We start from the raw sequence: 338 nt of genomic DNA, 5'->3' as shown, positions 1-338 counted from the left end.
GGGCCAACATGTCGAACCGCCGGCCATTCCGGCCAAGACGATGGTTGCCGAGGCTTCGGCGAAGCCGGCTGCGAAGAAAACGGCCGCTTCGAGGAAGCCCAAGACCACCGGAGGGATCGCATGATGGATCAGACCCTGCAGAAAGCCCTCGACCAGCTCGACCAGGCGACAGCTGCCGTGCGGCTCGCCGTGCAGAACCTTGCCGTCGCTCCCGGCACTGAGGCGGCCGGCGACGCCGCGCACGCGCTGTCCGGCGGCGCCATCGATCCCTTCGTCTTCCGCTTCGCCATTTTTGTCCTGGCGATCTTCGTCGGCTACTACGTCGTCTGGTCGGTGAC

Annotated in this window: 1 pseudogene; it reads left to right on the top strand. The window is 66.3% G+C overall.

Annotated features, from left to right (window positions below):
* Positions 1-123 precede the first annotated feature (123 nt).
* Positions 124-338, top strand: a pseudogene (locus AC0L2X_RS32585) (NAD(P) transhydrogenase subunit alpha); the annotation flags it as partial.

The sequence above is a fragment of the Mesorhizobium sp. WSM4828 genome, from assembly GCF_055811175.1.
This window is presented reverse-complemented; position numbering and strand designations above follow the sequence as displayed.